20 protein-coding genes, 2 tRNA genes, 1 rRNA gene and 2 pseudogenes are annotated in these 24,646 nt (G+C 37.2%); 20 read left to right on the forward strand and 5 right to left on the reverse strand.

Going from position 1 to position 24,646, the window contains the following annotated elements:
• The 6 genes and pseudogenes from rrf to J2Z81_RS16095 all read left to right on the forward strand — a co-directional run.
• Positions 1–95 (forward strand): 5S ribosomal RNA (rrf, locus tag J2Z81_RS13935); the annotation flags it as partial.
• A 26-nt stretch (positions 96–121) separates the two neighbouring features.
• Positions 122–196 (forward strand) — tRNA-Asn (locus J2Z81_RS13940).
• A 6-nt stretch (positions 197–202) separates the two neighbouring features.
• A tRNA-Thr gene (locus J2Z81_RS13945) sits at positions 203–275 on the forward strand.
• Positions 276–653: 378 nt separating this feature from the next.
• On the forward strand, positions 654–998 hold the full coding sequence (locus J2Z81_RS13950; protein WP_029270736.1) for an ASCH domain-containing protein: 345 nt from the start codon (positions 654–656) through the stop codon (positions 996–998).
• 511 nt (positions 999–1,509) lie between these two features.
• Positions 1,510–2,441 (forward strand): annotated as a pseudogene (locus J2Z81_RS13955) (APC family permease); the annotation flags it as partial.
• Positions 2,416–2,959 (forward strand): annotated as a pseudogene (locus J2Z81_RS16095) (bifunctional transcriptional activator/DNA repair enzyme AdaA). The pseudogenes J2Z81_RS13955 and J2Z81_RS16095, both read left to right, overlap by 26 nt.
• Before the next feature lie 142 nt (positions 2,960–3,101).
• On the opposite strand, the gene J2Z81_RS13970 reads toward J2Z81_RS16095, so the two are convergent.
• Both J2Z81_RS13970 and J2Z81_RS13975 read right to left on the reverse strand, forming a co-directional pair.
• Complete coding sequence (locus tag J2Z81_RS13970) at positions 3,102–3,245, reverse strand: hypothetical protein (RefSeq protein ID WP_198020946.1); 144 nt, start codon at positions 3,243–3,245, stop codon at positions 3,102–3,104.
• Complete coding sequence (locus J2Z81_RS13975; RefSeq protein WP_156947742.1) at positions 3,242–3,406, reverse strand: hypothetical protein; 165 nt, start codon at positions 3,404–3,406, stop codon at positions 3,242–3,244. The genes J2Z81_RS13970 and J2Z81_RS13975 overlap by 4 nt, the downstream gene beginning before the upstream one ends.
• Before the next feature lie 1,122 nt (positions 3,407–4,528).
• On the opposite strand from J2Z81_RS13975, the gene J2Z81_RS13980 reads away from it, so the two are divergent.
• Together J2Z81_RS13980 and J2Z81_RS13985 are read left to right on the forward strand one after the other, a co-directional pair.
• Positions 4,529–5,575: a flagellin N-terminal helical domain-containing protein gene (locus J2Z81_RS13980; RefSeq protein WP_226371613.1), complete on the forward strand. Its 1,047-nt coding sequence runs from the start codon at positions 4,529–4,531 to the stop codon at positions 5,573–5,575.
• Positions 5,576–5,735: 160 nt separating this feature from the next.
• Complete coding sequence (locus J2Z81_RS13985) at positions 5,736–6,920, forward strand: flagellin N-terminal helical domain-containing protein (RefSeq protein WP_029270744.1); 1,185 nt, start codon at positions 5,736–5,738, stop codon at positions 6,918–6,920.
• A gap of 217 nt (positions 6,921–7,137) precedes the next feature.
• Here the strand turns inward: J2Z81_RS13985 and J2Z81_RS13990 are convergent, their stop codons facing one another.
• A complete protein-coding gene (locus J2Z81_RS13990) occupies positions 7,138–8,703 on the reverse strand; it encodes an AMP-binding protein (protein WP_029270746.1) in 1,566 nt (521 codons plus the stop codon).
• A 282-nt stretch (positions 8,704–8,985) separates the two neighbouring features.
• Positions 8,986–9,447 (reverse strand): MarR family winged helix-turn-helix transcriptional regulator, encoded by a 462-nt coding sequence (locus tag J2Z81_RS13995; protein WP_029270748.1) that lies wholly within the window; start codon positions 9,445–9,447, stop codon positions 8,986–8,988.
• 138 nt (positions 9,448–9,585) lie between these two features.
• On the opposite strand from J2Z81_RS13995, the gene J2Z81_RS14000 reads away from it, so the two are divergent.
• The 8 genes from J2Z81_RS14000 to J2Z81_RS14035 all read left to right on the forward strand — a co-directional run bounded on the left by J2Z81_RS14000 (position 9,586) and on the right by J2Z81_RS14035 (position 18,907).
• Positions 9,586–11,232 carry an alpha-keto acid decarboxylase family protein gene (locus J2Z81_RS14000; protein WP_029270750.1) on the forward strand — a complete coding sequence of 549 codons (1,647 nt, stop codon included), beginning with the start codon at positions 9,586–9,588 and terminating at the stop codon, positions 11,230–11,232.
• Between the two features lie 224 nt (positions 11,233–11,456).
• Entirely contained in the window at positions 11,457–12,293 is an 837-nt protein-coding gene (locus J2Z81_RS14005; protein WP_029270752.1) for an MBL fold metallo-hydrolase, read from the forward strand.
• Positions 12,294–12,568: 275 nt separating this feature from the next.
• On the forward strand, positions 12,569–13,795 hold the full coding sequence (locus J2Z81_RS14010; RefSeq protein ID WP_029270754.1) for a DUF819 family protein: 1,227 nt from the start codon (positions 12,569–12,571) through the stop codon (positions 13,793–13,795).
• A gap of 270 nt (positions 13,796–14,065) precedes the next feature.
• On the forward strand, positions 14,066–14,203 hold the full coding sequence (locus J2Z81_RS14015; protein ID WP_318842392.1) for a hypothetical protein: 138 nt from the start codon (positions 14,066–14,068) through the stop codon (positions 14,201–14,203).
• 180 nt (positions 14,204–14,383) lie between these two features.
• On the forward strand, positions 14,384–15,520 hold the full coding sequence (locus J2Z81_RS14020; protein ID WP_029270756.1) for a CaiB/BaiF CoA transferase family protein: 1,137 nt from the start codon (positions 14,384–14,386) through the stop codon (positions 15,518–15,520).
• A gap of 209 nt (positions 15,521–15,729) precedes the next feature.
• A complete protein-coding gene (locus J2Z81_RS14025) occupies positions 15,730–17,349 on the forward strand; it encodes a long-chain fatty acid--CoA ligase (protein ID WP_226371614.1) in 1,620 nt (539 codons plus the stop codon).
• Positions 17,350–18,048: 699 nt separating this feature from the next.
• Positions 18,049–18,576, forward strand: a complete 528-nt coding sequence (locus J2Z81_RS14030; protein ID WP_226371615.1) for a hypothetical protein — start codon at positions 18,049–18,051, stop codon at positions 18,574–18,576.
• 106 nt (positions 18,577–18,682) lie between these two features.
• Entirely contained in the window at positions 18,683–18,907 is a 225-nt protein-coding gene (locus J2Z81_RS14035; RefSeq protein ID WP_226371616.1) for a hypothetical protein, read from the forward strand.
• Between the two features lie 484 nt (positions 18,908–19,391).
• Here the strand turns inward: J2Z81_RS14035 and J2Z81_RS14040 are convergent, their stop codons facing one another.
• Complete coding sequence (locus tag J2Z81_RS14040) at positions 19,392–20,060, reverse strand: GntR family transcriptional regulator (RefSeq protein ID WP_029270764.1); 669 nt, start codon at positions 20,058–20,060, stop codon at positions 19,392–19,394.
• A gap of 443 nt (positions 20,061–20,503) precedes the next feature.
• Between J2Z81_RS14040 and J2Z81_RS14045 the strand changes: the two genes are divergently transcribed.
• The 4 genes from J2Z81_RS14045 to J2Z81_RS14060 all read left to right on the forward strand — a co-directional run bounded on the left by J2Z81_RS14045 (position 20,504) and on the right by J2Z81_RS14060 (position 24,444).
• Positions 20,504–21,700, forward strand: coding sequence for a CaiB/BaiF CoA transferase family protein (locus J2Z81_RS14045; RefSeq protein ID WP_029270766.1), 1,197 nt, complete (start codon positions 20,504–20,506; stop codon positions 21,698–21,700).
• Positions 21,701–21,714: 14 nt separating this feature from the next.
• A complete protein-coding gene (locus J2Z81_RS14050) occupies positions 21,715–22,620 on the forward strand; it encodes a hydroxymethylglutaryl-CoA lyase (protein ID WP_198020947.1) in 906 nt (301 codons plus the stop codon).
• A 72-nt stretch (positions 22,621–22,692) separates the two neighbouring features.
• On the forward strand, positions 22,693–22,953 hold the full coding sequence (locus J2Z81_RS14055) for a hypothetical protein (protein ID WP_038221284.1): 261 nt from the start codon (positions 22,693–22,695) through the stop codon (positions 22,951–22,953).
• A 3-nt stretch (positions 22,954–22,956) separates the two neighbouring features.
• Positions 22,957–24,444 carry a sodium:solute symporter family protein gene (locus J2Z81_RS14060; RefSeq protein WP_226371617.1) on the forward strand — a complete coding sequence of 496 codons (1,488 nt, stop codon included), beginning with the start codon at positions 22,957–22,959 and terminating at the stop codon, positions 24,442–24,444.
• The last annotated feature ends 202 nt before the right edge of the window (positions 24,445–24,646 follow it).

A 24,646-nucleotide genomic window follows, 5' to 3' on the forward strand; every position in this document is an offset into this window, starting at 1 on the left:
GTCACACCTGTTCCCATACCGAACACAGTAGTTAAGCTCTCCAGCGCCGATGGTAGTTGAGGCTTTGCCTCCGTGAGAGTAGGACGCCGCCAGGCTTATTTTTTTATACAAATTTATTAATTCCACAGTAGCTCAGCGGTAGAGCAATCGGCTGTTAACCGATCGGTCGTAGGTTCGAATCCTACCTGTGGAGCCATTTTATGCTTCCATAGCTCAGTCGGTAGAGCACTTCCATGGTAAGGAAGGGGTCGCAGGTTCAAATCCTGTTGGAAGCTCTCTATATAAACCTTGATATTACGCGATTGTTGGCAATTTGTCGGCAATCGTGATTTTTATTTTGGCTCTAAAATATATGTTGGGATTTCGGGAAAATTCAGATAAATAAAACACGCAAGCTCCTAATTTTGTTAAACTTTGTTTAGATCAAACAACAAGTCGATTTGATCGCTTTCGGTTAAGGGTATTATTACATTATCAATATAAATATATAAATGATCAGAGTCGCATAAATTAGGAGTGAGCATTAGCTGCTCCCCCCCCCAACATTTGACTTAGAACCTTTTTTCAAAGAATAAAGATTGCTTGTTTAAAATTTATAATATGATTGATGTTATAATAAAGCTACTATCTTTTTATTGGAGGTCATAAAACTCATGGAAAATTATAAAAACTTATTACCAGAAAAAACATGTACAATAGAAAGGCTTGTAACAATCCCTAAAGATGTAGAAAAAGTTATTCAAGGAAAGAAGACAGCTACACGCAGAAATGGTGTTTATGCTTATATTGGAGAGGTTATGACTTTAGAAGATAAGAAATTTAAAATTGATTCAGTGTATCCTCAGTATCTTGGAGAGGTCACTGAGGAAGACGCAAGACAAGAAGGCTATGCTAGTTTGGAAGAATATAAACAGTTTATTTTAAACATCCACCCTGGACTGCGTTGGGTGCCTAAAATGCGAGTTTGGGTACATGAATATTCACCTGTTAATGTATAAAAGAATACATTAGTTTATTTTAGAGGGCTAATAAAGCCCTTTTTAGTTCGCCCAGCATGGGCGAACTAAAAAGGGTGAAAGTCCCGAGTGCAACCATGTAGCGGTAAGCACATAGCCAAAAGCAAGGGTGTCCATAGTGATATGGAATCTGAAGGAAGCTCAAGGCAAACCTCTGGTCTGACGAACAGAAATCATATATGAGGCAACACATGCGGATAAGGCTGCTAAAGAAGCTGAAGCCCAATAGCTACAAACATCATGTGGTGTATATATGGCAGATAGATGGAGGGAAAGAGTTCGCACCTTAACTGGGGAGGTCTCGTTTCATGTATAGAATAAAATTAAACCGCCGTATACGGATCCGTAAGTACGGTGGTGTGAGAGGTCGGATAATCAATTAATGATTATCCTCCTACTCGATGCTGCAATGTTAAGTCAGCATCTAGTTTTTGTCCTTTTGCTTTATAGTAAGCTTCTATTAGCAGTTTGTAACCTATTTGATCTTGGTTAATTGCTTGCTGTCTTTATTTTGGTGATTGCAGGTGTTTCAAATTATTATGGTGTAGATGTCAGCGGTAAAATGGCATTGATTTTAAGTGCTTTTTTACTTATTCTTTTACTGTTAGCCGTATTTGTATCGTTACCTAATATACAATGGGGGAATTTTATTCCTTTTGTTCCAAATGGCTGGTTTTCCATTGGAAGTGCCATGACGGTTATCTTTTGGTCGTTTGTCGGATGGGAAGCAATTTGTAGTTTGGCTAATAAATTTAAGATGCCAGAAAAAGATATTGTCAAGGGGGCCGTGGTTAGTGTAGTTATCATTGGTGTACTTTTTTTGGCGCTAAGTATTGTTACTGTCGGAACGGCTACGTATGGCAGTAAAGAAGGCAACCTTTCTCCTATCGGTGTTATAATGGGAGAAGCAGTGGGTGCAGGCGTTAAAGTTGTTACAGCTATTTTAGCATTAATCATTTGCACGGGGACATCAAACGCTTATGTCGCCAGCCTAGCACAATTAGGATATTCTTTAAGCAGGGTTGGTGCCTTTCCAAAGTTTTTTTCAAGACTACATGAAACGACTCGAATTCCGAGACGAATGGTATTGTTTGTAATCTGTTTTTCGGTAATAGGTGTTTTAGTGACAAAGGCTTTGTCACTGACGTTCGATGATATTTTATTTATACCAACTTCACTGGGCATTCTTGTTTATGTTCTTTCAATGGCAGCAGGCGTTAAATTGTTTAGGAAAAACACCATGGCATGGTGGACATCGCTCGTGTCCTTCGTTTTGTGTTTACTCGTGCTTCCGTTTTTTTAGTTATATGTTGTTGTTCCGTTGGTTATGGCTGCGTTATATGCAATTTATATGATTTTGGTAAGAAGTTTTTTTCTTACAAGAGGGGGTTAAAATCTCATGAGGGAAGTAGCAATTTCTTGTAATTCTGCATATGATGGATTATTTTTTTATGCAGTTAAGACAACGGGCATTTTTTGCCGACCTTCTTGTAAGTCTAGGGTCCCTAAGCGTGAAAATGTATCGTTCTTTTTAAGTGCAGCCGAGGCTCAAAAGCAGGTTATCGCCCTTGTAAGAGATGTCGACCTGATTTGAGCTCAATACCTTATGATCCATTCAAATCAGTTATGGAAGATACGATGTAGATCATCGAAAATCATTATGGCCAAAAAATGCTTTTGGATGAATTGGCATCCATGGTAGGAGTCAGTCGTTTTCATTTAAATCGGCATTTTAAAGGCAGAACAGGGGATACGCCTCGTATGTATTTGGAAAAGGTCAGGGTTCAAAAAGCAAAAGAACTTCTTTTAACTACCACTTTAAATAACACAGAAATTGGTTATCAAGTAGGAGTATATCGAGTTTTTACTATGCATTTAAACGGTGTACCGGGCTTACACCAAGTCAATTTCAAGCTCAATATGTCACACCGTCGGCTTATTAGAATTGAATAGGGCGATTACAGAGCAAAGTAAAAAAAGCCTACCGCAGTAAGTAGGCCTATGTAATTTGAAGGAGAAGTTTTATTAGTTTATCCTGTTTAATCATCTTTATACATGTTATTTAGTCCTCAAGCTGTGTCAGGATCAACCAAATATTTTTTTAAACAATTTCCCAGTAGCTTTCCCGGCAGCACGTCTGCCAATCCTTCTCGTTACTTTTCCTTTTTTAATAGCGTTGATGTCGTTGGATATGCGAAGCATTTTGTATATGGTTGATTTTAAACTCATAGTGAATTCTCCTTTCCAATAATTTCATACAGCATTCCAGCTATTTTATTCATTCCTGTTGTCCACTCATCTGTCATAAATATTTCATCTCCAATATATTTTTTTGTTTTTTGCGACACGTCTACATTTACTGTTTTTGCTACATCATTTATAACATCCATAATAGTATCATTTATTTTGTTCCTTCCTTGTTATTACACTAACATAACTTTCTATATGATGGATTTAAAAATTATTGTGATTCGTTTCTTAAAAAAATTTCACGCTCTTGTATTAATGATTTTAACTCTTTTATATCCTCATGTATAGCTTGATTTCTTATAAAGCTTCTTGTGCGGGAACGGTAACTTAAATACTTAGCCCGTTCTTTATTTTTTTCCTGCCATTTTTTATTTGCTTCTGTTTGCTTATTTGAATTTTTCATTGTTTTGTGTTGAAAGGTTAAAATTATTGGTTTCTATGATTTCATTCTGTTGCTAGTTGGTACGAATATATTGTTATGTAAGGCTTTTGCTCATTTTGGAGTAAGGGCTTTTTTTATTTCTTCTAACATATGGCTTTAAATAGAGTACACATAAAATTCGCATCTTGTTGTAAATAAAATCAATATGAGACCATTTCAAACCTAATATTACACCTTTTCTCATACCTGTGTAGGGTACAAGATCATAAATGAAAAATATCATATTCATCTTTTATAAAGTCCAAAAAATGAAGCATTTTTTGTTCATCAAACGGAAATTAATAGCAGATTAAACGGGTCGTTTAACGCACGAATTACATGTTTTAATAGGAATGGAGCCTCTTATCGAAAGCCTAGATTAAAAATAATTAAAAAAATTGGCTCAAATTTAAATTACGATGTGGCTCCATTTTCACATGCAAATATACTTGGGAAAGTAGGCCATGGGGAAAATCAAAGTGTTTGTACTTGCTTTGAGATAAATTTTTATAAAAACATTTTAATAATTTATTTTCCTGCCGATATAAGTAATGAATCATCAGGAAGGATGTATACCATAGCATTAACATTAGCAAGAAAACTAGGGGAAAAGGTGTAAATATAGATGAATACGGTAGAAAAATTGAAATTGAAGTGATTAAAGCTGAGAGAAATACAAAAAATGCCCTCAAACACCCAATCATAGCTCCACAGGAATTCAAAATTGTGCGTGGGGATATTAATAACGGTAATAACTCCTAATCTGGGAGATATTATAAAACTAGCATTTCAAAAGGATAGGTCTTGCTAGTAAAATAACAAACACGGAGGTAGATTGAATATGATTATCAATCACAACATTGCGGCGTTGAACACACACCGCCAATTATCTGGTAACAACAGTGCAGTACAGAATTCATTAGAAAAACTTTCATCAGGTCTGAAGATCAACAAAGCTGGAGACGATGCTGCGGGCTTGGCAATATCCGAAAAAATGCGTGGACAAATCAGAGGTCTTGAAATGGCTCAAAAGAATGCTCAAGACGGTATTTCTTTAATCCAAACTGCAGAGGGTGCTTTAAATGAAACCCATTCGATCCTACAACGTATGCGAGAGTTAGCAGTTCAAAGTTCTAACGATACTAATACTGATTCAGATCGTGCAGAATTGCAAAAAGAGCTCGATCAGTTAGCAAATGCCTTAAATGATATTTCTGCTGACACAGAATTTAACACACAAAAGTTGCTGGATGGCAATTTTAAAGCCACTTTCCATGTTGGGGCAAATGAAGGACAAGATCTATCAATTTCAATCAATGATATGAGTGCATTTAATTTAGGTGTAGAGGAAACATTAACTGCACAAGATTCAGTAAAGGTAACACATGATGGAGCTAGTGATGTTAGCTCTTCTGTTCTACAAAATGAAGCTGGAAATACAGTAGCAGTGTTTGTGACAGACGGTTATTATCGATTGAATGATTTAGAAAGCAACGATTCTAATGATGGTTTTGTTGTTAAAGGTGGAGCTACTGCAATTCATGAAGGAGATTCGAAAATAACTGCAAAGCAAACAGTTAAAGCAGGAATTGATATTTCCTCTCAACCAAAAGCTGATAAAGCCATTACGACTATTCAAACAGCAATTGATTCAGTTTCCGCTGAACGTTCTAAATTAGGAGCTGTTCAAAATCGGCTAGACCATACTATTAATAACCTAGGAACTTCTGCAGAAAACCTAACAGCTGCAGAATCTCGTATTCGTGACGTTGATATGGCTAAAGAGATGATGGAATTCACGAAGAACAACATCCTTTCTCAGGCAGCTCAAGCTATGTTGGCTCAAGCGAATCAACAGCCACAAGGCGTACTTCAGTTACTTCGGTAAATTGATTATTAAATAGAAGGAACTGTAGAAGGTGGCTAGAGCTTCCTAGTTAAGTAATATCGAGAAATTAAGAGTAATAATCCCTAATAGAGAATTTGCTTTAGCAAGTCACAAGGATAGGTCTTGCTAGTAAAATAAACAAACACGGAGGTAAGGAAAAATGATTATCAATCATAACATTGCGGCATTAAATACTCACCGCCAACTATCGGGTAATAACAACGCAGTACAGGGTTCATTAGAGAAGCTATCATCAGGCCTTCAAATCAACAAAGCAGGAGATGATGCTGCAGGTCTAGCAATCTCTGAAAAAATGCGTGGACAAATTAGAGGTCTCGAAATGGCGTCTAAAAACGCCCAAGATGGTATTTCGTTAATCCAAACTGCAGAAGGAGCTTTGAATGAATCGCATGCAATTCTTCAAAGAATGCGAGAACTAGCTGTACAAAGTTCGAACGATACAAATACGGATGATGACCGTAAAGAATTACAAAAAGAAGTAACTCAACTAGCAAATGCCTTAAATGATATTTCAGCAGATACAGAATTTAACACACAAAAATTACTTGATGGTAAATTTGAAGCAACCTTCCACGTTGGAGCAAATGAGGGGCAAGATTTAAATATTGATATTGATGCCATGAGTGCGGAAGCCCTTGGCGTTGCTGGTAAAGTATTGAATGGTACAGATATTGCCACTAATTATACTGTGACTAATGAACGTGGAGAAAAGGTTACAATTGAGTTTAAGGCTCTTAGCGAGGACAATGATGGAGCTGTTGCATTTGATTCACAATTTGACGACACAATAGGATCACAAAAATTGACAATTACAATGGCACAGGCAGATGGAAGTGGTACATCTACAGGTGAGATTACGACCACTCATCAGGATGTTCTTGATGCAATTAATAGTGTTGAAGGTTTAAGTGCTAAACTCGCCACAAATGTGACTGCTACTGATGCCATTGGAGGTACAAAGGATTTAACAGGTGGAGATGTTGCTATATCAAATGAATCGAGCACTGTTGATCCTAATAAAGGTATTAATATTTCAACCCAAGAAAAGGCAGATGAAGCAATCACAACAATTCAAACAGCTATTGACACTGTTTCAGCGGAACGCTCTAAGCTAGGTGCTGTACAAAACCGTCTAGATCATACAATTAACAACCTAGGTACCTCTGCAGAAAACTTAACTGCTGCAGAATCACGTATTCGTGACGTTGATATGGCTAAAGAAATGATGGAGTTTACGAAAAACAACATCCTTTCTCAAGCAGCTCAATCAATGCTTGCTCAAGCAAATCAACAACCACAAGGCGTATTGCAATTGTTACGTTAACTTTATATCATTTCAAGGAGATTGGGACATAAGGGAAACTAATTGATTTTAGTACAAATTGTGAAAATAAAACCGCATGAAATCAAGGTTTAGAAATTTGATTTCATGCGGTTCAATTGTCAAATGAAGGTGAAATAACAGTCATTAAATATTTTTACAGTAAAAAGGAGACCTACACATAGCTGTATGTGTAGGTCTCCTTTTTGCAAAATTACTTCTAATGATTTTCCTTTGAAAATGTATTTGCATATTTTTCTCGTAGTTGATATTTAAGTACTTTTCCTTGTAAACTCCGTGGTAATTCGGTCACAAAATCTACAGCATGAGGAATTTTATATTTAGCAAGTTTTCCTTGGCAAAAATCTAATATATCTTTTTCATTTGCTGTTTCACCATCGCGTAAAACGACAAGTGCAACTGGCGTTTCTCCCCACTTCTCATGAGGAATACCTATAACAGCCACTTCAGCAACTTTAGGGTGTTCAAATAAAACACTTTCAATCTCAGCAGGATACACGTTAATTGCGCCTGATAAAATCATATCTTGCTTACGATCAACAATGTAGTAAAATCCTTCTTCATCTCTTTTCCCCATATCCCCTAAACCGAGCCATTCACCTTTAAAGGCATGGGCAGTTGCTTTAGGATTTCTATAATATTCATCACAAAGCGTAAGACCTTTGACAAAAAACTCCCCAACCTCTCCTGGAATAATTTCTTCTCCTAGATCATTTAGTAATTTCACTTCCATTCCAAGCATTGGTAAACCTACGGAGCTCGTTTTATCACGTTGATATTCAGGGAATAAATTTGTAGATCCTCCGTGCTCTGAAGCTCCATAAAATTCATTAAGGTCAGCATCTTTAAAGTATGTTAATATTTTTTCTTTCGTGGATTTTTGTAGTGGTGCACCTACAGAAACAAGCGTTTTCATTGATGATACATCGTATTGATTTTGCATATCTTTTGGTAATGCAAAAATAGCTTCAAACATCGGTGGTGCTAAAAATGCCGTTGTTGTTTTTTCTTCTTCTATTGCTTTTAATACTTCTAATGGATGAAATTTTTCTAAAATATGAACGGTATTTCCGACAAAAAAGTTAGGTAATGAAATCGAAAGGGCTGCTGCACCGTATAACGGTCCGGCAACTAATCCTTTGCCTTGTCGATTAATATTAAACTCAATGCTAAATAATAATGCGACTAGATATAAACTTCGATGAGAACGTACAGCTCCTTTCGGTAATCCTGTCGTTCCTCCAGTATATAGAAAGCATATCGTATCATGCTCATTTAAATGTTCATTTGGAAATGGCTCGGCTATGGGGTTCGTTTTAATCCAGTTTTCGTATTCTATAGGGGTTAACTCTTTTGCTTCACCTAAACTAATTAAGTGCTTGGTCGTATGCATTGTTGTTTTAACTTTGGCTACTTCTGATGCAAAGCGAACATCAAAAATAAAGGCGATGGCATTAGAGTCATCAAGAACATGCTTTATTTCCCGTTCGATGAAACGTGAATTTATTGGAACAAAAACAGCACCAATTTTACTGCAAGCGAAAATTGCCTCCATCAATTGATTGCAATTAAACAACATAAATGCAACTTTATCTCCTTTTTTAATTCCAAGGTCTTGTAAAGCGTGTCCTAATTGATTAATTCGGTTATTAAATTCACGATACGTAAAACTCTTTCCTTTAAAGGTAACTGCTTTCTTTTCACTATAACGAGTCGCATTTAATTTAACTGGATCACTAAAAATCATCTGCTGTACGTTATACATTTATATCCCCCTATCATTGAATGAAGACCCATTCATAAATTGTACCAGGTTGTGAATGCGCTTTCATTTGTTATTATAACTGATCCATCTGAATATTCAAGCTTAAATTCCATATTTGTCCATCTGCAGTCTTCACATTGACTGTATTCAAGAAAGTAAGGTTCCAATGGATTAAAAACTCCATTCGAAGTGTGTCTGCTTTATAAAGGCATCCTAATTCTACATTTTAAAAGTTATCCTCTTTATTTGTCCATGAGCATATTTTTTTATACTCTATTACCTCTACAAATCTTCCTCATGCTGCAGTTGATACTTCGCCTTAATCGACTTAAACCCCTCTCTTTGATTGGCATAAGCCTCCATCACTTTAAACCAGTCCGTTCCCACTGTATTAAGGATATTTGCTAACATTTTGTTTTGTTCTTTATTTAGAACTTTGACGAGTTCCTCACCCTTTTTAGTTGCATAAAGATTTTTTACACGTTTATCTTGTTTTGATTGCGCTTCTTCGATTAAACTCTCTTCTTTTAATTTACTCAACGTGCGATGTGACCCCTGCTTGGTGATTTCAAGAAAGTCTAGCAACTCTTTCACAGAGATACCCGGCATTTTGGATATATAAAATAAAAAGCGGTGGTGCTGTCTACTCATACCATGTTTTTCAATAATCTCATCTGCTGTATTAATAAATGTTTTATAAGCAAAGTGAAACAATATCAGACTATAATCATTTTGATCGGTCATGTGATCACCTTTTCAATAAATCAATTTTCTTAATTATATAAGAAGCAGGTCAAAATTACAATATAGGTCAAGTTAGTTGACCTATATCCGGTAAAGGATTATAATGCATATGTGGATTAGTTAAGGAGGTTATACAACATGAATTATACAGTTGGACATTTTTTAATAGATGAAATAAATAAAGCGGGTGTCGATAAAATATTTGGTGTACCGGGGGATTTTAACTTAACATTTCTGGACACCATTATGGAACACCCTTATGTGGAGTGGATTGGGAATACAAACGAGCTAAACGCTAGCTATGCAGCTGATGGCTATGCTCGTGTGAAAGGAATCGGCGCACTTGTGACAACATTTGGCGTGGGTGAATTAAGTACGGTGAACGGTATTGCGGGAGCTTATGCTGAGCGTGTGCCGGTAATTGCAATTACGGGAGCTCCTACAACCGTAGTAGAAAGAGGGCATAAGTATGTACACCATACCTTAGGTGAAGGGAACTATGATGACTTTCGTAAAGTATTTAAGCCGATCACTTGTGCACAGGCTTATATTACGCAAGCTAATGCACAGGAAGAAATTCCAAGAGTGATTCAAGTGGCATTAAGTGAAAAGCGTCCAGTTCATATTCATTTGCCAATTGATGTTGCGGCAATGCCTCTAACCTCAGTAGATCAGCAAGTGTCTTTAATTGAATCACGTCATAAAGATGCTTTGGATACAGTACTTAAAACCGTGCAAGCTCGATTAAACGAATCAAAACAGCCAGTTATTATAACTGGACATGAAATCAATAGTTTCAAGGCCCATCAGGCATTACAAACATTTAGTGAACAAACGAAAATTCCTGTTGCGCAATTATCTTTAGGAAAAAGCGCTTTTGATGAAACGCATAAAAACTACCTTGGAATGTATGCAGGATCTGTTTCCGAGGAGTATGTCAGAAATTATGTGGATGAAAGTGACCTCATTTTGAACTTAGGAGCTAAATTGACAGACTCCGCTACATCAGGTTTTAGTCATGGTTTTAATGAGGAAGATATGATTGTTATTAATCACCGTCTATATCGTGATAATGACATTGTAATCGAAGGTATTCCGCTTCTTGAAAGTCTAGATGCACTTAATAAGCACATTGATTTTAAAAATAATACAGCTTTTGAAACACATAAATCAAATGTTGATTTCACACCAAGCGATAGAAAACTTACACAAAATAATTACTTTAAATTAATGAATCAGTTTTTAAAGCCTTATGATGTTATTTTAGCTGAACAAGGTACGTCATTCTTCGGCGGATATACAATGAGTTTACCTAAAAACACCACATTTATCGGCCAACCTTTATGGGGATCTATTGGCTATACACTAGGTGCTTTACTTGGTACGCAACTCGCTGATGAAAAGCGTCGTAATATCTTATTAATCGGAGATGGATCACTTCAGCTAACTGTTCAGACATTATCAACAATGATTCGTGAAAACTTGAAGCCTATTATTTTCTGTATTAATAATGATGGTTATACAGTTGAGCGTATGATTCATGGGGCAGATGCGAAATATAATGATATTAAGATGTGGAATTATTGTGCGTTACCAAGTGCCTTTGGTGCGGAAGATGAAGTGAAAACACATCTTGTGGAAACAGAAAAAGATCTTGTCGATGTTTTCAATAAAATCAATGAAGAGCCAAATAAAATGCATTTTATAGAGGTGAAGATGGAGGTTTTAGATGCTCCTGATACACTTAAAGGAGTCAGCAAAGCATTTGCAGCTCAAAATAAATAAGGATGTTTAACGAATACGATAAATAATAAGAATGAGGAAGTAAACATGCACCCTGTCAGCAGTGGGTGCATGTTTTTTAACATTTGTACGACATGTGCATTCCATATATCCTTCTGTCGTCTATGAAAATTCAAAATAAACTATATTTTCAATGAAATTTTATGAATATTCATTCATTATGTGTTAAAATATACTAAATAGAAAGTTATGAGGAGATTTAATTTATGTTATTAAAGAGGGATTTCCAACAACAAATGAAAAATGGGGTTCAAATGGGAAACGGTACGGTAGCTTTTAAAGGGATAAAATTAAATGTTTATTGCTTTGTCGTAGACGGCGTTTTAATAGACACAGGCGCAAAGTCTCTGGAAAAGGAATTTAAGTCGTTTTTTAACAAACAGGATTTAGATCAAGTAGTTATAACACATTTCCATGAAGATCATACAGGTGGTGCATCTTTTTTACAAAAGGAGTTGCAGTTGCCTGTTTATATGAATGATATTAAGCTTGATTATTGTAAAAAGAAGGCAGATTATCCAATGTATCGAAAATTATTTTGGGGAAAGCGAAATCCTTTTCATGCGAATACAATTGGAAAAACCTTTTCATCTCGTAATGCAACATGGGACGTGATTGAAACACCTGGTCATGCTATTGATCATTTGGCGTTTTTAAATCGTGAAACTGGTCAGCTTTTTACCGGGGATTTGTATTGTCAGGAAAAGACAAAGGTCATTTTACGTGAAGAAAGTATACCAACCATCATTGACTCCTTAAAAAAAGTATTAACTTATGATTTTGAGGATGTTTTTTGTTGCCATGCTGGCTATTTAAGGGATGGGCGCGCTGCTTTAGAAAGGAAGCTGGAATATTTGTTGGATCTTCAAGGGAAAATTCTTAAACTCTATGAAGATGGGTTATCCCCTTCTCAAATTAAAAAGACCTTTTTTCCAAAAAAATATCCCATCATCTTTTTATCTTCAGGGGAATGGGATTCTTTGCACATTATAAATTCGGTTATTCAAGATTATAAAGGAACACCTCCAAAACAAACGATTTAATATTCCTATTTGTATGCTTTGTGGTATAAGATTGTACTTTGTTCTGTTTTTGAAAAATCGAGTATACGAGTCAGCAAGATTTTTGAGTGTCAAACCAGATGAACTCCTTCTTTAGTTGGGTTCATTGTTTGGAACATGCTCATTACTAATAATCGAATGTTTGTTCTTGTCACATCCTCAGTCGAAACATAGTGTAGGGAAGTAAATTAAAACGTTTTAATGAATGATGATAATGCATATCAATATATAAAATTATATTTAAAGGATGGATCTATATGGAGAGCGCGCTAATTAAGTCAGATGATTTAATTACGTTATGGGGGATAATTACCGTATGGGCTGCAATAAGTATTTATTTAGAGCAAAGATTTAAGTGGGCAGCACGTTTATCAGGTGCAATTGTTGCTTTGGTCGGGGCAATCATTTTATCGAACACAGGAATAATTCCGACTGAGTCGCCGGTATATGATGCTGTATGGGCCTTTATCATTCCGCTGGCTATCCCTTTGTTATTATTCCATGTGAATTTTAAAAAGGTAGGGCAAGAAAGTGGAAAAATGCTTATTATCTTTTTAATTAGTTCAATAGGTACGGTGGCAGGAACCATTACTAGTTTCTTTTTATTAAAAGATAGCATCCCTTTCCTGGATAAAATTGGTGGCATCATGAGTGGTTCCTATGTTGGTGGAGGAGTAAACCTAGCAGCAATGGCAGCAAAATTTGAAGCTCCAGGTGAAATGGTATCGGCTACGGTAGTTGCTGATAACTTATTAATGGCACTCTATTTTGTCGTACTTATGATTATTCCTGGCTTATCATTTTTTAGAAAACGCTATAATCATCCCCATGTATTAGAAGTTGAGAGGACAGAAGGTGCAAATGGAGGGCGGACATTGGCGGAAGAGTACTGGGGTAAAAAGGAAATTTCACTAAAAGATATCGCTTTATCTGTTGGAACAGCATTCCTGCTCGTTATTATAGCTTTTAAAGTTGCTGAATGGTTTGGAGCGATTATTCCTAGTGGGGAAGATGTATCATTTTTCTTTAATTTACTAAATGGATTGTTTGGCGATAATTATTTAGTATTGACAACATTTACTTTTATAGCACTTGCATTGTTTCCGAAGTACTTTGAATCGATTAATGGCAGCCAAGAAATAGGAACATTTTTGATTTATCTATTCTTTGTTGTAATTGGTATACCAGCATCCATTCCTTTGATCGTACAAAATGCACCTCTATTATTAGTCTTTGTTGCTATTATTGTATTGATAAACATGATTATTTCCCTATCCGCCGGTAAGCTATTGAAGTACAATTTAGAGGATATCTTGCTTGTGAGTAATGCAAATATTGGTGGTCCGACAACGGCTGCAGCGATGGCGATAGCTAAAGGGTGGAAAAACTTGATTGGTCCAATTTTAGTTGTAGGAACAATTGGTTATATCATCGGTAACTATATAGGTACAACGCTTGGCTTATGGTTTGGAACGATGATGTAGAATAAGCAGGGTTGGGGGGGCCTATTGCTGATGTATACATGGGCTGCTATTACAGTTACTAGAAATGATGCATGTGATAACGATAAATCTCAACTAGTACCACTCTATCCATATAATTTTTTGAAAGTTTACTCGGTATTTAAAAATGTAAAATCGAAATAATTTGGTTGAATCGATCAAAAAAGGGAGGGTATTACTGGGCCTGCGAAGTATATAGTAGTATGAGTATAATTGTAAGGGCTTACAACTAACGGAGGAAAGGAGGGGGATATGCGTGAATCTGTAATTGTGAAGGCCGTTCGGGCGCCTGTAGGAAAACGAAACGGGTTTTTAAGTGGGATGTGCGTAGAGGAACTAGCAGTGAAACCATTGGAAGAATTAGTCAAACGACCTGGAATCTCTCCTTAGTTAATAGAAGATGTCATTATGGGGGGCTTCTCAAGTGGAGCTCGTCTGCTGGTAACGATAATGCATGAACTGGCGGCCATTATGGACTGTAGCCGATGTGTGAGGGCATGGGATGGCTAATGCAACTGTTTTAGAAAGATTAGCATTTTATAAATTTATTATTGAAAGAGGGGATTAACTTTGCCATTACAATCAATTCGTGTTCTCGATCTAACGCGTCTATTACCGGGACCGTACTGTACCATGTTGCTTGCAGATTTTGGTGCAGAAGTTATTAAAGTGGAAGATCCGAAAGTGGGTGATTATGCCAGGGCATACGAGCCGAAATCGGGTGAGGACAGTACCTTTTTTCACTCGCTCAATCGGAATAAAAAAAGTGTTTGTTTAAATTTAAAGTCGCAACAAGGAAAAGCTGATTTTTTAAGAATGGCAGCAAATGCAGATGTTGTTGTGGAATCGTTCCGCCCTGGGGCTATGGAGCGGCTGGGATTGGATTACGATAAACTTAAAAGTGCCAATCCTAAATTAGTTTATTGTGCAGTGACAGGTTATGGACAAATTGGACCGTATGCTGAAAAAGCTGGTCATGATATTAATTTTCTTAGTTATGCTGGATTGCTGAATCTAATGGGAGAAAAAGATGGAAAGCCGATTATCCCTGCCACGCAAATAGCTGACATTGGAGGAGGTGCACTTCCAGCTGCAGTAGGCATTTTACTAGCCTTATTCGAACGAGAAAAGTCGGGAGAAGGACAGTTTGTCGATATAGCTATGATGGATGGTGTGATATCTTGGTTACAGACAACACTCCCAAACTATTTATCTACGAACATACCGGAAAACCGTGGTGAACAAATGCTATCAGGAGGACTTGCTGCTTATGCAGTTTATGAAACAAAAGATGGGCGCTGGCTTTCTGTCGGGGCACTGGAGCCAAAGTTTTGGAAAGTATTTTGTCATGCGATCGAAAGAAGTGATTTTATCCCGCTTTTAGATGCTCCATTACAGGAACAATACCGATTAAAATATGAAATACAAATGATTATTTCCAAAAAAACACTATCCGTATGGCTTGCCATTTTTTCAGAAATTGACGCCTGCGTTTCACCAGTACATTCATTTGATGAAATGGTGAATGATCCTCAAGTTATTGCACGAGAAATGATCCAAACAGTAAAACATGCGACATTAGGCTCCATGAAGCAAATTGGAATCCCCATTAAATTATCGAAAACACCTGGTAAAATTCAAAAACAAGCCCCAAAATTAGGGGAGCATACAGAAGAAATTATCAAAAATAGCGAGGTATTTAAATGAATAAATTTCAGAATGTTCCATCACAAAATAATAATAGACATTAGAAGGTAAAAGCCCTACTAAAATAGAAGTTTCCGCTAGAATAGTTGAGGAAAAGAACTTTTCATTGTAAAAAAACACCAGTAAAGTACTGAAAATACCGACTTCGAGAAGTATTGACAAAAGGAAAGACCTTATCAAAATCAAATAGAAGAAAGGGGAAATTGATTATGATGAATACACCGTTAACATTAGTTTCTTTGGTGGAGAGGGCTGAAAGGTACTTTCCGAAGAAGGAGATCATTTCGCGTACTTTAGGAGGCATACAGCGATTTACTTATAAAGAAATGGGAGCGAGGACCAGATCACTGGCGAGTGCACTTGAATCACTTGGGGTGAAGAAGGGGGATCGGGTAGGAACTTTTGCGTGGAATCATCATCGGCATTTAGAAGCGTATTTTGCCATACCATCTATGGGTGCAGTTTTGCATACAATTAATATTCGTTTATCAGCGGAGCATGTCAGTTATATTATTAATCATGCTGAAGATAAGGTTTTGCTTGTCGATTCTGATTTGCTCCCAATGTTTGAAAAAATGAAAGGCCAATTGAAAACAGTGGAAGCAATAATTGTCATGACAGACGAGGATGTATTACCTGAATCGGGTCTAACACCGCTTTATTCTTACGAAACCCTAATTGCTGAGGCAGATGAAACCTATGCATTTTCAGGTGATACGGCTGAAGAGGATCCCGCCGGTCTATGTTATACATCAGGTACAACCGGGAAACCAAAAGGGGTTCTATATTCTCACCGCGGTCTTGTACTGCATAGCATAGCACTCAGTCTTGCAGATACAGCAGCTGTTTCCGAATCTGATGTCTGCATGCCAGTTGTGCCAATGTTTCACGTGAATGCATGGGGGGTGCCTTTTGCCGCTACATGGATGGGGTCGACGCAAGTACTTCCAGGTCCAATGCCAACACCGGAAGTTCTAGCTCATTTAATAGAATCAAAGCAAGTGACAGTAACAGCCGGAGTTCCAACGATTTGGCTAGGATTGTTAAATGAACTTGAAAAAAAAGACTACAATACCAGTAGTTTGCAAAGGGTTATATGTGGCGGAGCTGCAGCACCAAAAGGTATGATACGGATGTTCGAAACGAAATATGAAATTCCATTTATCCATGCGTATGGCATGACAGAAACGACACCACTGGTTATACTTTCTAGATTGAAAAGCCATCAAAAAGATCTGCCTGAAGAAGAAAAATTGGAGTTACGTTCCAAGCAGGGTGTAGTTGTACCTGGTATTGATATTAAGGTAATTAATGAAAATGGCGAGGTAAAACCTGATGGAAAAGACATGGGTGAACTCCTAATTAGAGGCCCTTGGATAGCAGATGAGTATTATAAAGATGATCGAAGTTCCGAAGCTTTCCGTGATGGATGGTTATACACCGGCGACGTTGTGACAGTTGATGAAGAGGGATTTGTCAAGATTGTTGATCGGACAAAAGATTTAGTAAAAAGTGGTGGAGAATGGATTTCATCCGTTGATTTAGAAAATGCACTGATGGCACATGAAGCTGTGTTTGAGGCAGCAGTTGTCTCCGTACCCCACCCAAAATGGCAGGAGAGACCAGTTGCTTGTGTGGTATTAAAGGATGGATATCAGAATGTTGTTTCCAAAAATGATATCATCAAATATTTAGAACCACAGTTCGCTAAATGGTGGCTACCTGATGAAGTTCTTTTTATGGAAGAAATACCAAAGACATCTGTAGGGAAGTTTATGAAAAAAGCATTAAGGGATCAAGTGAAAGACTATATGTCCTTGCAATCGTGATAGTATAGTTATTTGTATAGAGTCGACAATAATACGCGAAAAAATTAAACCTCTTCTTTTCTGTATCAAAAATGATGGTTATATAGTTGAACATATGATAACAAACGGTCATACCGCTTGTAATTATCCTTATCAAGTATATGCACTTCTGCCACACTAAAACATGCACCCATCTGTTGATAGGGTGCTGTTTACTTTTTGGTCTTATTAGACATAATAAAGTGTAATAGATCATGAATAAGTTTTGAACGTTTCTCGTATTATCCAAGGTATAAGAGCCCGATTATGGTAGGTTAGCAGTCTCCATTTTTTCTTCAATACCGTTCCTATTCAATTCGAACTGGTATTCCAAAGTTTTATTCTTATTGAAAAGTGTAGTCGAGTATACCCATGGTTCATGACTAACAGAGTCCATACATTACATTCCGACCTGTTTGATAAACATTTATCCTTTATTATTTCTTAACCTTCCTATTGAATTAATAAACCATTCGCATCAATACTATATATCCAATAAAAAATTAAAAATATAGGTCTTTAATATTCATAACATGGTTATTTTTCCAAAATTAGGGAATGGGTTAGTGAGTTATTAAAAATCAGTTGGTGCAGTGGAAGGATTTAATAATCGTGTGCAATATGATTGTTAGCGTTTATCGGAAGCTGCAGGTACTGAAGTATTAGAAGGAGAAGAGAAGATTGATAACACCAGAAGATATTTTAAAAGCGGAGAGGAATGGTATACATAGAAATACTCTTTATTCGAGAATAAAAACACTCAAGTGGGATAAAGGACGTGCTATGACAGAACCACCTGTAAAGTCTAGTAAACGCATGAATTGGCTGAAGATAGCAGAAGAAAACGGAATAACACAAAGTACATTTAATGCAAGAATATATAAGTATAATTGGAGTTATGAAAAGGCCGCCACTCTCCCATCACCTAAAAGATACGACATGGTGAAATGGAAGGAAGTAGCAAAGCAGAATGGAATAAGTGAAGGCACTTTTAAAAAAAGAATTTATAGTTTTGGGTGGAGCTATGAAAAAGCAGCCACAAAGCCACTCCGTAATCAAGGTTATTACAACAGCTTACTAAAAAAAGCACATGCAAATGGCGTGATGCTCAGTTACCACAGTTTGTACTATAGAATAAACAAAAAGGGAATGACAATTGAAGAGGCGATTACGACACCATTGAATGCTAAAAGGCCGTTAAATAAGTAGGTTTTATAAAGAAAAAGAAGCAGGCAATAAAAAAGTTTTACAAGCCTTGTAATTAGATGATTGGGTTTTGAAATGGAACGGAAAAATAAATTTACGGAGGGACTAGATGAATAGACCAATAAGTAGATTACGTCACAAGAATCTTAGGAAGTTAGTAGAGCTATGTCGGGAAAAGGAAGATCAGGGTTGGGAGTGTATCAGACCTATTCAACGAACGGATCGTTCTTTTAAACACTTTAATATAGATAAAGATAAAACATATGAATTTCAAAATACTGACACAATCCATTTTTATGAAGCGGTTTATCAGCGTAAATCTAATGGCGAATAAAACATTCCGGTGTGGACAAGAAAAGAAGTCCTAAAGTTTAATGAAATATTCCGTAATACATACACAAGTCATAGAATCCAATAACTAGTAAATTTAAAACGAGCAATAGAAGTTTACTGTTTAGGCTGTTCCAAGAATTTTGATTAATCCTGAAAGGGGATACAGTCTTCTCAGATTAACAAGGCACTTTTTCTGAAATATTATTATCTTTTTATCTTAAGGGGGGGAGGGTCCTTTACACATGAAAAATTTGGTTATTTAAGATCATATAAGAACTCCTCCAAAGTGAACTATTTATATTTTATACTATTAAACGTAATAATGACGCTGTTCTTTAGAATAGCGTCATATTTTTTGTATGATGGAGATCTAGGTCAGTAAATCCTTTGGTGAATTCATTCGTTATTAAAAGCGTGGGATAAAAAATATATGGATTATCATTTGATAATTCTCTTTAGTATCCTCTTTTATTATGTTCCTTCAATTAATTTTTTTTACCAGCTTTATACTCTTTTTCAATACTATCTATATGTGGTAAAACCTGATCTCTGCCATGGTATATATGCTCATGCATAGCCACCCGTGCACGTTCCATATCCTGTTCCTTAATTGCTTTTAGGATTATTTTGTGGACGTCCAATGAATTCCTCATTTGGTCCTCGTTAAACCAATAAAAAGAACGGAAAATTAATGGTAGCACGACTACCTTTGAGATATGAGAATAAATGTGCTGATTTTGTGAAGCTTTTATAACACAGTCATGAAATTGATGGTTAAGATGCAAAATATCTTCAATCCTAGTTTTTCCGGTTTGAAAATAACGATCAATTGCCTTTTTATACTTTTCGTTTGCTTCCTCCATATCCTGTATATCCTTATTCTTGCGATGCAAGGATGCTTGCGCGGCGGCATAGCCTTCTAAAAGTGTACGCAAATCATATATTTGCTGGATATCTTTCTTAGTGAAATGACGGACTCGTACTCCTCTTTTCAGAGGGACAATTAGCCCTTCAGATTCGAGTTGTTTTAGTGCCTCGCGAATTGGCGTACGACTGATATGCAATTGATTTGCTAAAAATTCCTCGGTAAGGCGCATTTTGGGAGGAAACTCTCCATGCAAGATTGCCTGTTTGATATATGTATACGGATTCATTTTTTGTCAACACCTCTTCACTATTGTATCCGAATCAAATCGGAGCAACAATATTAAATGTGTCATTGTATACAATAATAGGTTTTACACCCAAATTGAAACTTAATTTTAAAAAAAATTGTATTTTTGTATACAAACTGATACTATGAGACAAAACATACAGAAAATTTAGTTTAATATTAGGGGTGACTTTTCATAAATCCTCTTTAGCAAGATTGTTGTTCTTTTTAACATAGGGAATATACATGCTTTCTGTCGAATCATTCATAGTCGGGTTTCGCCTTGTTCATTTTTCCGTATAGTTCATAGTCTATTGCTGAAAGGTATCTCTAACCCACAAATTTTTATGTAACTCTAAAAGTTTTCCGAAAAAACTAAATAAAATAGAATTATACTCTATTATATTTCAATTCAATCGTGTCGTCAGAAAAGGAGTGTCTAGTATGGTTCAAAGCTTAGAAGGAGTAAAAGTATTGGAACTAGGAAGTTTGATTGCTGGTCCATTTGCCGGAAGATTGCTGGCGGAATTTGGAGCCGATGTCATTAAAGTCGAACCTCCTGGAAAAGGGGATCCACTGCGTGATTGGCGTCATATTTACGAAGGGACCTCATTGTGGTGGCGCCTGCAATCCAGGAATAAAAAATCGATTACCGTTAATTTAAAAAGTGAGGAAGGGCAAAAGATTATAAAATCGCTCGTCAAAGAATGTGATGTGCTTATTGAAAATTTCAGGCCAGGCACTTTGGAGAAATGGAATCTTGGATATGAGGAGTTATCTGCGTTTAGTCCCGGTCTAATCATGGTACGGGTTTCCGGTTATGGGCAAACTGGACCTTATCGGGATAAACCAGGTTTTGGCAGTGTTGGTGAGTCGATTGGCGGATTACGGAACCTTACCGGATATCCCGATCTTCCACCGACAAGGGTTGGGATAAGTCTTGGGGATTCTGTTGCTGCTATGTATTCTGTGATTGGAGTAATGATGGCTCTTTACCATCGTGACGTGCAGGGAACAAGAAAAGGACAAGTGATCGATGTTGCCCTGTATGAGGCAGTTTTCAGTTTACTAGAGGGAGCGGTTCCTGAATTCGATAAGTTTGGCGTTGTTCGGGAACGGACCGGATCCGCATTGCCTGGTATTGCCCCTTCGAATACATATCAGTGTAAAGATGGAAAATATATTGTTATTGGAGGAAACGGAGATGGAATTTTTAGACGGTTAATGGAGGCAATCGGGAGACAGGAATTGGGGGAAGATAAACGTTTTCAATCGAATAGCAGCCGAGCTGCCCACGCGGACTATCTTGATGAAGTCATTGAAGACTGGACAAAGACAGTTGACTTTGAAACCGCATTACATGTGCTTGATGAAGCAAAAGTTCCTGCAGGTCCTATTTATAGTATTGAAGATATTATGAAAGACCCTCATTACCTATACAGAGGGATGATTGAGAGCTTTCAACTAAACAAAAACGAATCACTCAAAATTCCCGGAATTATTCCGAAGATGAGTGAAACTCCTGGCAAAACAAAATGGCTTGGTCCTGATCTTGGAGATCATACCGATGAAGTGATGAAGAATTGGCTTGCCTATGATAAAGAAAAAATCGCTCAGCTGAAGGAAAAAGGGATTATATAGGGAGGTGAAGGATGATGAAGCATATCTATATCCAGGAAGTTGTTGCGCGGGATGGATTACAAATAGAAAAACAATTTGTAGCTACCGAGCAAAAAGTAAATTTAATCAATGAACTGAGCACTGCTGGAGTAGACAAAATTGAAGTTACTTCTTTCGTGTCACCAAAAGCTGTGCCCAATTTAAGCGATGCGGAAGAAGTTATGCGAGGGATTAAACGAATAGAGGATGTTAGCTATACGGCGCTGGTTCCAAATTTGAAAGGAGCAGAGCGTGCTGCAATGTGCAAAGTTGATGAAGTGAACCTTGTTGCTTCTGTGAGTGAAACACATAATCTCAAGAATGTAAGGAAAACAGTGAAGGAATCCTTTTCTAGTTTCCAGGATGTTATAACATTCCTCTCAGGCACGAATATTAAAATCAATGGAACACTTGCCACTGCGTTTGGCTGTCCATTTGAGGGAAGCATTCCTGAAGATAATGTCATGAAATGGATTGATTCGTGTTTGGATATGGGGGCAAATGGGATCACGCTTGCTGATACAACCGGTATGGCCACGCCAAAACAGGTCTACCACCTATGCAGGAAGGTTTTGGGTCACTGGCCGGATTTACAGTTGACTTTACATTTCCACAATACGCGGGGAATGGGGCTTGCAAATGTACTGGGAGGTATACATGCGGGTGTCAACATATTTGATGCTTCATTAGGAGGCTTAGGAGGTTGTCCTTTTGCACCTGGCGCTACTGGGAATATATGTACAGAGGATCTTATCCATATGCTCACCTTCATGGGTTATCATGTAAATGCAAATCTTGACCAATTCATTCACCTGTCTAGGAACTTGGAAAACATAGTAGGGCATCAAGTTCCGGGGCAAATTATTAAAGCCGGTAAAATAACAGATTTGCATCCAGTGTAAAAGAGTTGATTCATAGATAGTAATTTTTTGCATCTAATATCTGAATATTATGTCGATAAAGGAGGGATACGAATGAGCGGACAGCAAAAAGAACCAATTAAGAATAAGAGAATATGGATTGTATTCGGTATCCTTTTGGCGTTAATCACCCCTTGGTATTTCCCAAAAAGCTTCGGTGAAATTCTGATCTATGGAATACCGCTTTGGGCAGTGATTATTATTATTGCCTCTATGTTATTATCTGCATTTTTGTCTTACGTCATCAAAAATCATTGGATGATGGAAGAAGAAAATGAGGAAGATGAAAAAAATGAAACGAAAGGAGTGAGGTAACGTATGGATTTGGCATTCTCTGGCTGGTCGGGTATTTTAATCCTTGTGGTGTATGGTTTGCTTATGCTCGGGGTTGGTCTCTTTACCTATTTAAAAAATAGGAATATCCATGAAAGTCTGGACGAGTACTATCTCGGTGGTCGGGGACTTGGCGTTATGGTATTATTTTTCACTTTTTTTGCAACACAATATAGTGGAAATACGGTTGTCGGTTATCCGCCTTCTGCCTACAGGCAAGGCTTCGAATACTTAGTATCTGTTCCTTTTTTCATTATGATTATCATGGCCTACCTTTTATTTGCACCACGCCTTTACAAGCTTGGGAAAAAATATAATTTAATTACCCCGTCCCAGTGGTTTGAAAAACGCTTTAAATCCAAGGCTGTTACAATTTTAGCATCTCTGCTCATGCTTTATGGACTTGGTAATTACCTATTGGAACAATTGATCGCTATTGGACAAGGTGTTTCCGGATTGACAGGAGGAACAATTCCATATCAGGTAGGTGTGATCTTTTTTGTTATTATTATGGTAATTTATGGGTGGCTAGGAGGCATGCGCTCTGTAGCCTATACTGACACCATGCAGGGAATCGCCTTACTTTTCGGTGTCTTCATGCTCCTGATTGGCTCCATTATCTACTTTGGCGGGCTTCCTACATCTGCAGATTATATGCAGGCATATTCTCCGGAAAAACTGGGAATTCCTGATGGGTTGGGTGTGGTGAATTGGTTTAGTATGCTTATTTTAATAGGAATTGGAGCAGCTATTTATCCTCATGCTATTCAGCGGATATTTTCTGCTAAAAGTGAGCGGACACTAAAACGTTCCTTCAGTAGAATGGCGTGGATGCCTTTTATAACTTCAGGAGTAGTGTTCATTATTGGAATTATCGGTATTAATGCCTTTCCGGGTTTATCTACAGAGGAATCTGAACAGCTGGTTGGTATGATGGCTAGTACAATAGCAAGTAAAAATGTTATTTTCTATTGGGCAATGGTTCTGCTGTTTGGTGGAGTTATTGCGGCAATCGTATCTACTGCTGACTCTGTATTATTGACTTTCTCTTCGATTGTTTCAAATGATTTATATGGAAGTTATATCAATCCGGAAGCTTCCCAGCATAAAAAATTATTAGTTGGTAAATTAGCAGGAGTAGTTGCAGTAGGTATCCTTATTTTAATAGCGTGGTTTCCGCCGGCAACGATTTATCAAATCTTCATACTGAAGTTTGAATTGCTGATTCAGATCGCTCCAGGGCTCATTCTTGGTCTGTACTGGAATCGCCTTCATACCAAAGCAGTCTTTACAGGAATGGCTGTCGGTACATTAGTTGCATCCATTGTGACAATTTTTGACATATCTGTATTAGGTGTATCCAATGGGTTATGGGGCCTTCTGCTTAACACGGGTATTAGTGTTGTCGGGAGCTTGGTTATGTCTGTCAGTGTGACGGAGGAAAATGAAGCAAAACAAGTAATTGGAATATAGATAGGAAGAGAGAAGACGAATTTTAAATAAAGTTAGTGCCAACAATTAAAATTACTAAAATGATAGATTATGAATCAAATAGAAAAAGCGTCCTTCATAAATTATTTAGTGGCGACCCCTAAAAGTTAGAGTTTTTATTATGCAGCTGATTGGCTGGATTGAGTTCGGTATTCGACCGGACTCAGTCCAGTCAATTTTGCTT

Origin of the sequence: Virgibacillus alimentarius (assembly GCF_017874635.1) — a bacterium.
GTDB lineage: Bacteria > Bacillota > Bacilli > Bacillales > Amphibacillaceae > Virgibacillus_B > Virgibacillus_B alimentarius.